The following is an 8,232-nucleotide window of genomic DNA, read 5'->3' on the forward strand; positions in this document are numbered from 1 at the left end:
GCGGGGGGGGGGGGGCGGCCCGCCCCCCCCCCCCCTTTTATGCCTGACTGCCTGGAAGAAAACGGAGCACCAAAACTTACAGCTTGCCTTTGCACTGCATAAAAGTTACAATTTGGTTACAAAATAGAGCAAAGGAGCACGAGAGCATGAGACGACTGTTTTTCCGATGGGCCGCGGCCGCCCTGCTGGCGGGCGCTCTGATGATACCGGCCGCCGAAGCCGCCCAACTCCAGATCGATGACAGGATAGTGGAGCCCTCCGCCGCATGGACGGAGGAGGGGACGCCCTATGTGACGCTGGCCGCCCTGTGCCAGGCGGCGGACGGATACACGCTGAGCTGGAATGGGACAGTGGCGGCGCTGACAGCGGAGGACCTGGAACTGACGGCCACCCCCGGCGCCCTCTATGTGGAGGTCAACGGCAGAGCCCTGTATGTGGAGCACGGGGTACAGGTCCGGGATGGGAGGATCGCCCTGCCCCTGGAGGTGCTGGCAGAGGCCGCCGGTCTCCAGCTGACCTGGGACGAGGTGGAGGGAGCCGCCTGGCTGTCCACTGACCAGGCCCAGCCCGCCTCTGCCAGCTACCCGGCGGAGGACCTGTACTGGCTGTCCAGGATCATCTCGGCAGAGAGCCGGGGGGAACCCCTGCTGGGCCAGATCGCGGTGGGCAACGTGATCCTGAACCGGGTGGAGAGCAGCCAGTACCCCGACACTGTGGAGGGGGTGGTCTTTGACACAAAGTACGGTGTCCAGTTCCAGCCGGTGTCCAACGGGACCATCTATGACGCCCCGGCCTCCTCCAGCCTGGTGGCGGCGAAGCTTTGCCTGGAGGGGACCGACGTGGTGGGCGAGAGCTTGTATTTTTTCTCCCCTGCCCTGTCGGCAGGCAGATGGATCGTGAGCAACGCCACCTATTATACCACCATCGGTGGACACCAGTTTTATGTCTGAAAAACTGAGGCGCGGAGCAGATGCTCCGCGCCTCAGTTTACTCTTCTTCCAGATATCCCCTTCGGCCTCCGGCGGGGACACACAGGGGAAAACAGGACGGAAAGGGCCCAACCGCCGGGTTGACCGGCTCAGACCTCCATAATAACAGGCAGGATCATGGGGGAGCGCTTGGTCTTCTTATAGAGGTAGTTGGACAGGTCCCCCTTGACCGCACCCTTGATGGCGGACCAGTCGGTGGAATAGCGGGCGTCCACGCTGTTGATGGCCTCCAGGGCCACCTGGCGCAGCTCCTCCATCAGCCCCTCGGACTCCTTCACATAGACGAAGCCTCGGGTGATCAGGTCGGGGCCGGAGACCAGGCTGCCGTCCTCCCCAGACATGGACATGACCACCACGATCATGCCGTCCTGGGCCAGATGGCGGCGGTCCCGCAGCACTACGCTGCCCACGTCGCCCACTCCCAAGCCGTCCACAAAGACCTGGCCCGCAGTGACAGTGCCCGCCAGACGGGCGCTGTTCTGGGTCAGTTCCATGACCCGGCCGATGTCGCTGATGAGGATATGATTGGAGTCCATCCCCATCTCCCGGGCCAGCTTTGCGTGGGTCTGGAGCATGCGCTGCTCTCCGTGGACCGGGATGAAGAACTTGGGCTTGACCAGGGCGTGGATGATCTTCAACTCCTCCTGGCAGGCGTGGCCCGACACGTGGAGGGCCAGCTCCCGCTCGTTGAGCACCTCCGCCCCCTTGCGGTAGAGCTCGTTGATGACGTTGCCAATAGAGTGCTCGTTGCCCGGGATGGCGGAGGCAGAGATGATGATCCGATCCCCGGGGAGGATATCCACCTGCCGGTGGGTGGAGAAGGCCATGCGGGACAGGGCGGACATGGTCTCCCCTTGACTGCCGGTGGTGATGATGCACACCCTGTTCTTGGGCAGGGACTTAATCTGGTTCAGGTCCATCAGCACTCCATCTGGGATGTTCATATAGCCCAGCTCGGTGGACACCTTCATGGCGTTCTCCATGCTGCGGCCAGTGACCGCTACCCGGCGGCCATAGCGGGCGGCCACATCGATGATCTGCTGGAGCCGGTCCACATTGCTTGCGAAGGTAGTGACGATGATGCGCTCCTCACAGCCCTTGAAAAGTGCGTCAAAGGAATTGCCCACGCTGCGCTCACTGCGGGTATAGCCGGGACGCTCCACGTTGGTGGAGTCGGCCAGCAGGGCCAGCACCCCCTCGTTGCCCAGCTGGCCCAGCCGGGCCAGGTCGATCATGCCGCCCTGGATGGGGGTGGCGTCAATCTTGAAGTCACCGGTGTGGACGCAGGTTCCCACCGGGCACTTGATGGCAAAGGCCACCGCGTCGGCGATGGAGTGGTTCACATGGATGAATTCCACGGTGAATTTGCCGGCCTTGATCACGTCGCCCGCCTCGCAGGTGATGATCTTGGTCTTGTCCAGCAGCCGGTGCTCCTCCAGCTTCAGGCGGATCAGGCCGGCGCTCATCCGGGTGGCATAGATGGGGGCGTTCAGGGAGCGGAGGACATAGGGCAGCGCGCCGATATGGTCCTCGTGTCCGTGGGTGATGAAAATCCCCCGGACCTTGTTCTGGTTTTTGATCAGGTAGCTGACGTCGGGGATGACCACGTCGATGCCGTACATGTCGTCATCGGGGAAACCCATGCCGCAGTCTACCACCACGATGTCACCGCCGTATTCATAGACGGTGAGGTTTTTGCCGATCTCGTTGAGACCGCCGAGAGAAATGATCTTCAGTTTTTCAGCCATACGATACTCCTTGTTTTTGATTTGTCAAGTTCTGGTCTATGTACGGCTGGGCGCAAAACAACCGGGCGAAGGACGCCCCTGCTTTCCGGCCCTGCCTCGCCGGGAAACGGGGTGTCTCTTCGCCTGATGGAGCGGGGGCCAGGGGCCGCGCCGCTCCCGGGAGGCCCGCCGGGGCATCCGGCGGCTGCGCTCTCGTCCGTACTGTGTGTCCCCATGGACGGGTGACCGCCTGCGTGCGGGCCCTGCATGGGTTATATTTAGGCGCGGGGAGGGGGCGCCTGCCACCCTGACGCGCATAAATCCAAAAATAAGCAAAATACAGTATAACACATGGGGCTGGAAAAGTACAGCCTAAATTTTCCGCCCTTTTTCCTGACAGGCAGGTCCTCGGCTTACAGCCGCTCCCCGGCCGGGCTCTCCCTCTGCTCCGGCGGAGGGAGCTGCCGGGACAGCTCCCGGTCCAGCTGGGCGGCCCGGCCCGCGTAGAAGTCGCACAGCTCAGCGGCTACCTCCAGGTCGGGACTCTCCGCCAGGATACGCAGGGCGGGCCGGCGGGACAGGGGGACCAGATAGACCCACCCGTTCCCCGTGTGGATGCGGACCCCCTCGCCGCCTGCAGCGGCCTTCCCCTCCGCCAGGGTCTGCATCAGCAGGCCCCGGTTCCCGTGGAGGGGAACCTCCCGCTTCCAGGAGGAGAAGCGGGGTGTCTTGCTCATCAAGGCCTCCAGCTTCTCACCGGAGGAGCCCATCCTGGAACAGATGCGGGCAGCAGCAAAGGCGGCGTCCCGCAGCCAGGGCAGGGCGGCATACAGGGACAGGGCCTGCTCACCGTCCCGGCCCAGCCGCAGAGCGGTGCCGTGGAATCCTGCGGCCACCAGGTCCACCGCGGCGCTGGCCCCATCGGGCACCGCTACCCGCCCCCCGCCGTCCTCCATCTCGATCAGGCAGACCAGGGTGAGCAGCTGCCCTGGGTCCAGAAGAGTGCCAGACTCGTCCTGAGCGGAGAGGTAGAGCCCGCCGTGGAGCCCAGAGAAGGCGGGCACCCCTTTCCGCCAGCGGTCCAATACCGTGCAGCCCAGGCTGGAAAGGGCCTGCCGGATGGCCCGGTCAGCGGGAGCGGATCCGGGGACGGCCACGGTGATGGAGCGCATGGGGAAACGGTGGAGACGGCTGCGCCTGGCCGCGTCGGCGGCGTAGTCATCACAGCCCGCATGGACCCGGACCACCTCGCCAATCTGACCGGCGGGGACCCGGGGGGCGTCCCCCTGGGCTACGGCGTGTTCCAGCTTCCGCTCCCTGGCCCGGCCCAGAGGCAGGCCGCTGCGGCCGAAGAGATGGAGATAGATGCGGTCCCCCTCCTGCTCCAAAAAGAGAGAGACAGGGATCTGATGGTGCTCCGCCAGCCAGGCGGCCTGGGCGGCGCACTCCAGGTCATGGGCCAGAGGGGTCCCGCCGGCCGCGGCGATGCCGCTGGCGGCCGCCTGGGCCAGCATGCGGGCACCGTTCCCGCCCCAGTAGCCAAGGCCCACCTTGCCCTCGCACCCCAGCACGCCGCCGATGGTCATCAGGGCCTCCGGGCCCAGATCTTCTCCCAGTACGCCCCGGATCACCCCGCCGTCCCCGAACAGAAGAGGCTCCCGGCGGCCGGAGGAAGTGATGGAGCGGGACAGCCGCGTCCCAGCAGGGGCAACCCGGGCTGGCCAGAGGCGCACCCCCTCCAGCAGTACGGCCTTCTCCTCCGCCAAGGCCCTCTCTCCAAGGACGGTCCCCTCGTTGAGGACGGCCTCCGGCCGGGCGGCGGCCCCCTTGCAGAGGATGGCTCCGTAGAGGGTGGTCCGCTCCTCCGCCCGGGCGCCGGGGAGGAGCACCGACCGCTGGACCAGGCTGCGGCGTCCCACCCAGCTGTTCTGCTCCAGCACGGTATGGGGGCCGATCAGGGCGCCCGGCTCCACCGCCGCCCCCGGGCCCAGCCAGCAGGGCGGGATCACGGTGACACCCTCTGGGATGGGCTGGGCGCTCCAGACGCCGGGGGACTGCTGAGGCAGGCCCATATCCAGCTTCACCTTCCCAGAGAGGGCGTCCGCCGCACAGTCCAGATAGGCCCCGCAGTCCCCCATGTCGCACCAGTAGCCGCCGCCGGGGACGCCGTACAGGCCGCCGCCGGACTCCAGCAGGGCTGGGAACACATCCTTTCCAAAATCCCAGGGCCTGTCCGGAGGGATCTGCTCCAGCACCTGGGGGGAGAGCAGATAGATGCCGGTGTTGACCAGATCGGTCACCACCTGCCCCCAGGAGGGCTTCTCCACAAAGCGGACCACCCGCTGCTCCTCGTCGGTGAGGACCAGCCCGTACTCCAGGGGCGCGGGATGACGGAAGAGGACCAGGGTGGCCTGGGCCCGCTTGGCCTGATGGAACTCCATGGCGGCAGTGAGATCCAGGTCGCAGACGCTGTCCCCGCTGATGACCAGGAAGTCCTCTCCCTCCAGGAAGGGGGCGCAGGCCCGCACGCTGCCGGCGGTGCCCAGCGGGGCCTCCTCGATGAAGTAGTGCAGGCGGACCCCCCACTTCTGTCCGTCCCCGAAATAGGACTGCACTGCCTCCGGCATGTAGCACAGGGTGACGGCGATCTCGTCGATCCCGTGGCGCTTGAGTAGGCCGATGATGTGTTCCATCACCGGCCGGCCCAGCAGAGGGACCATGGGCTTCGGCATGCCCAGGGACAGGGGGCGCAGGCGGGTCCCCTCTCCGCCCGCCATAATGACAGCTTTCACGATGTGTTTCCACCCTTCCGGCCGGGCTCCGCCGGGGCGGAGCGGGAACGGCCCTGTATTTGTAGCATCTCCTAGTATGACCAGCCGCCGGGGAAATAAACCGGTTCCGGAGCGGTTTTGACTTGTGCCCTGGGAGGGAATATGTTATACTTAGATATACATAATTTAACAGCCTGAGGAAGGACACAGGGACCATGCAGGCCGCCCTGCCCGGCGGGGGCAGGGGACGAGGCGGCCCGCGCTTCCGGAGGATATCGTAATGAACATACAGATTTTTGGCAGGTCCAAATGCTTTGATACCAAAAAGGCGGAGCGCTGGTTCAAGGAGCGCCGGGTGAGATTTCAGTCTGTGGATGTGGTGAAGTACGGCATGAGCCGGGGGGAGCTGTCCAGCGTGAAGAACGCGGTGGGGCTGGAGGCCCTGGCCGACCCCAAGCACCCAGACTATCCTCTTTTCCAGCATCTGGCCTATGACCAGGACAAGCTGGACCGGCTGTGGGAGGACCAGACCATGCTGCGCACCCCCATCGTGCGAAACGGCAGGCAGGCCACGGTGGGCTACTGTCCCGAGGTGTGGGCCGCCTGGGAGTGAATAGTCCGTTATATGGGACACAGGTTCCGGTATGCTGAGTGCATCACCGGAATGAGGAGGATGACCCATGGCGAAGAGTCCCAATCAAAAGCTGAAACTGCTGTATCTGTATCAGATCCTGCTCCAGCGCACCGACGAGGAGCACCCCATCACCGTCCCCCAGCTGATCGGGGAACTGGACCTGCGGGGCATCCGGGCGGAGCGGAAGAGCGTCTACGACGATCTGGAGGCCCTGCGGCTGTTCGGCCTGGACGTGCAGAGCCGGAAGGGCCGGTCCCCGGGCTGGTTCGTGGGCCGGCGGGAGTTTGAGCTGCCGGAGCTGAAGCTGCTGGTGGACGTGGTGCAGTCCTCCCGCTTCATCACCCGGAAGAAGAGCGACGCCCTGATCCGCAAGCTGGAGGGGCTGGCGAGCAGCCACCAGGCCCGCCAGCTCCAGCGGCAGGTGTACGTCAGCGGCCGGGTCAAGGCCATGAACGAGAGCATATATTATAATGTAGACAAGCTCCACACGGCCCTCTCGGCCCGGAAGAGCATCACCTTCCGCTACTTTGACTACGACATGCACCGGAACAAGGTCTTTCGGCGGGAGGGGCGGCGTTACGCCGTCTCTCCCTACGGCCTGATCTGGAACAGCGAGAATTACTATCTGGTGGCTTACGACATCTCCAACCAGGAGATGCGCCACTACCGGGTGGACAAGATGGCGGAGATCGTGGTCACCGGCCTGCCCCGGGAGGGGGAGGACCGCTACCCGGATTTTGATGTGGCCGCCTATGGCCAGAAGCACTTCGGCATGTACAGCGGGGAGGAGGCCAGCGTTACCCTGCGCTGCCGCAGCCACATGGCGGGGGTGGTGTGGGACCGGTTCGGCCAGGACGTGATCCTGGTGCCGGAGGACGAGGACCACTTCACCGTCACGCTGCCTCTGGTGCTCAGCCCGCAGTTTTTCGGCTGGCTGTTCGGGCTGGAGGACAATGTGGAGCTGATCGCGCCCCAAAAAGCGGCGGAGGAATACCGCCGGAAGCTGAAGGCCGTGCTGGAGCAGTACGGCTGAACCCCGCCGGAGGAGGGGCGGGGGACAACAAGACACGGAGGAGGTCGCCCGATGAAACGGATCTTAGTCGTAGACGGGGATACGGGTGTGCGCGCCCGGATCGCAAAACATGCCCGGATGGAGGGCTATGATGTGACAGAGGCGGGGGACGGCGAGACCGCCCTCAGCCTGTCCCGGCAGCAGAACGCATTTGATCTCATGGTCCTGGCGGTGAATCTGCCGGGGATGGACGGCTTTACGGTGTTGAAGGCGGTCCGCACCTTCTCCGCCATCCCGGTGCTGATCCTGTCCAGCAAAAACACGGCGGAGGACCGCATCCATGGCCTGGAGCTGGGGGCGGACGACTATATGACCAAGCCCTTTTCGGCGCGGGAGCTGCTCCTGCGGATCTCGGCTATCCTGAAGCGGTGCAGCACCCTGGCCTCGGAGGAGGCGGAGGTGCTCCGCAGCGGCGGGCTGGTGCTGGACCTGACTGCCCGGCGGGTGGAGGTGGACGGCCGCCAGATCAACCTGACGCCCAGGGAGTTCGACCTGCTCACCGTGCTGATGAGCCACCCGGACGTGGCCTTCTCCCGCAAGCGCCTGCTAGACATTATCTGGGGCGGGGAGCTCTCCACTGACACCCGCACCCTGGACACCCACATCCAGCATATCCGCTGTGCCATCGTCCCGTACAGCGACCGGATCGTCACCCTCCGCGGGGTGGGCTACCGGTTCGAGAAGGAATAAAAAAGAGGCCGGACCCTCAAAAGGTCCGGCCTTTTCCTCTCGTGATCCATCAATACACCGTGCCCCGCCCCCAAAGCCTTCCCCCCTGTGGGGGGAAGGTGTCGCGGCGAATGCCGTGACGGATGAGGGGTCCTCCTCCCCCCGTACCAGTCACAGAACATGCCAGAGACAGGCGGGGGCAAGCCCCGCCCCTGCGCAGAGGCCCAAGATCTCCCGCAGGCTTCCAGCCGCCCCAAAAGCCTTCCCCACTGTGGGGGGAAGGTGTGGCGGCGCGAGCCGCGGCGGATGAGGGGGCCTCCTCCCCCCGTACCAGTCACAGAACATGCCAGAGACAGGCGGGGGCAAGCCC

The 8,232-nt window shown here is 65.1% G+C and carries 6 protein-coding genes; 4 read left to right on the forward strand and 2 right to left on the reverse strand.

Translation table 11 applies throughout. The annotated features are described in order from the left end of the window. The first annotated feature begins 146 nt into the window (after positions 1-146). Positions 147-950, forward strand: coding sequence for a cell wall hydrolase (locus NE584_RS18815; RefSeq protein ID WP_256183493.1), 804 nt, complete (start codon positions 147-149; stop codon positions 948-950). 128 nt (positions 951-1,078) lie between these two features. On the opposite strand, the gene NE584_RS18820 is transcribed toward NE584_RS18815, so the two are convergent. Further along, the gene (locus NE584_RS18820) at positions 1,079-2,737 is read right to left on the reverse strand and encodes a ribonuclease J (RefSeq protein WP_050622894.1); all 1,659 of its coding nucleotides are present in this window, start codon (positions 2,735-2,737) and stop codon (positions 1,079-1,081) included. Between the two features lie 392 nt (positions 2,738-3,129). Continuing rightward, the gene (locus NE584_RS18825; protein ID WP_256183495.1) at positions 3,130-5,508 is read right to left on the reverse strand and encodes a sugar phosphate nucleotidyltransferase; all 2,379 of its coding nucleotides are present in this window, start codon (positions 5,506-5,508) and stop codon (positions 3,130-3,132) included. 259 nt (positions 5,509-5,767) lie between these two features. Here NE584_RS18825 and NE584_RS18830 point away from each other — a divergent pair, with 259 nt between their 5' ends. The 3 genes from NE584_RS18830 (at position 5,768) to NE584_RS18840 (ending at position 7,883) form a co-directional block, all read left to right on the forward strand. Then, positions 5,768-6,100: an arsenate reductase family protein gene (locus NE584_RS18830; RefSeq protein ID WP_050622892.1), complete on the forward strand. Its 333-nt coding sequence runs from the start codon at positions 5,768-5,770 to the stop codon at positions 6,098-6,100. A 67-nt stretch (positions 6,101-6,167) separates the two neighbouring features. Further along, the gene (locus NE584_RS18835; protein ID WP_050622891.1) at positions 6,168-7,154 is read left to right on the forward strand and encodes a YafY family protein; all 987 of its coding nucleotides are present in this window, start codon (positions 6,168-6,170) and stop codon (positions 7,152-7,154) included. Between the two features lie 51 nt (positions 7,155-7,205). Next, positions 7,206-7,883, forward strand: a complete 678-nt coding sequence (locus tag NE584_RS18840; protein ID WP_050622890.1) for a response regulator transcription factor — start codon at positions 7,206-7,208, stop codon at positions 7,881-7,883. Positions 7,884-8,232 lie beyond the last annotated feature (349 nt).

The sequence above is a fragment of the Clostridium sp. DFI.5.61 genome, from assembly GCF_024462915.1.
Classification (GTDB): Bacteria; Bacillota; Clostridia; order Oscillospirales; family Oscillospiraceae; genus Lawsonibacter; species Lawsonibacter asaccharolyticus.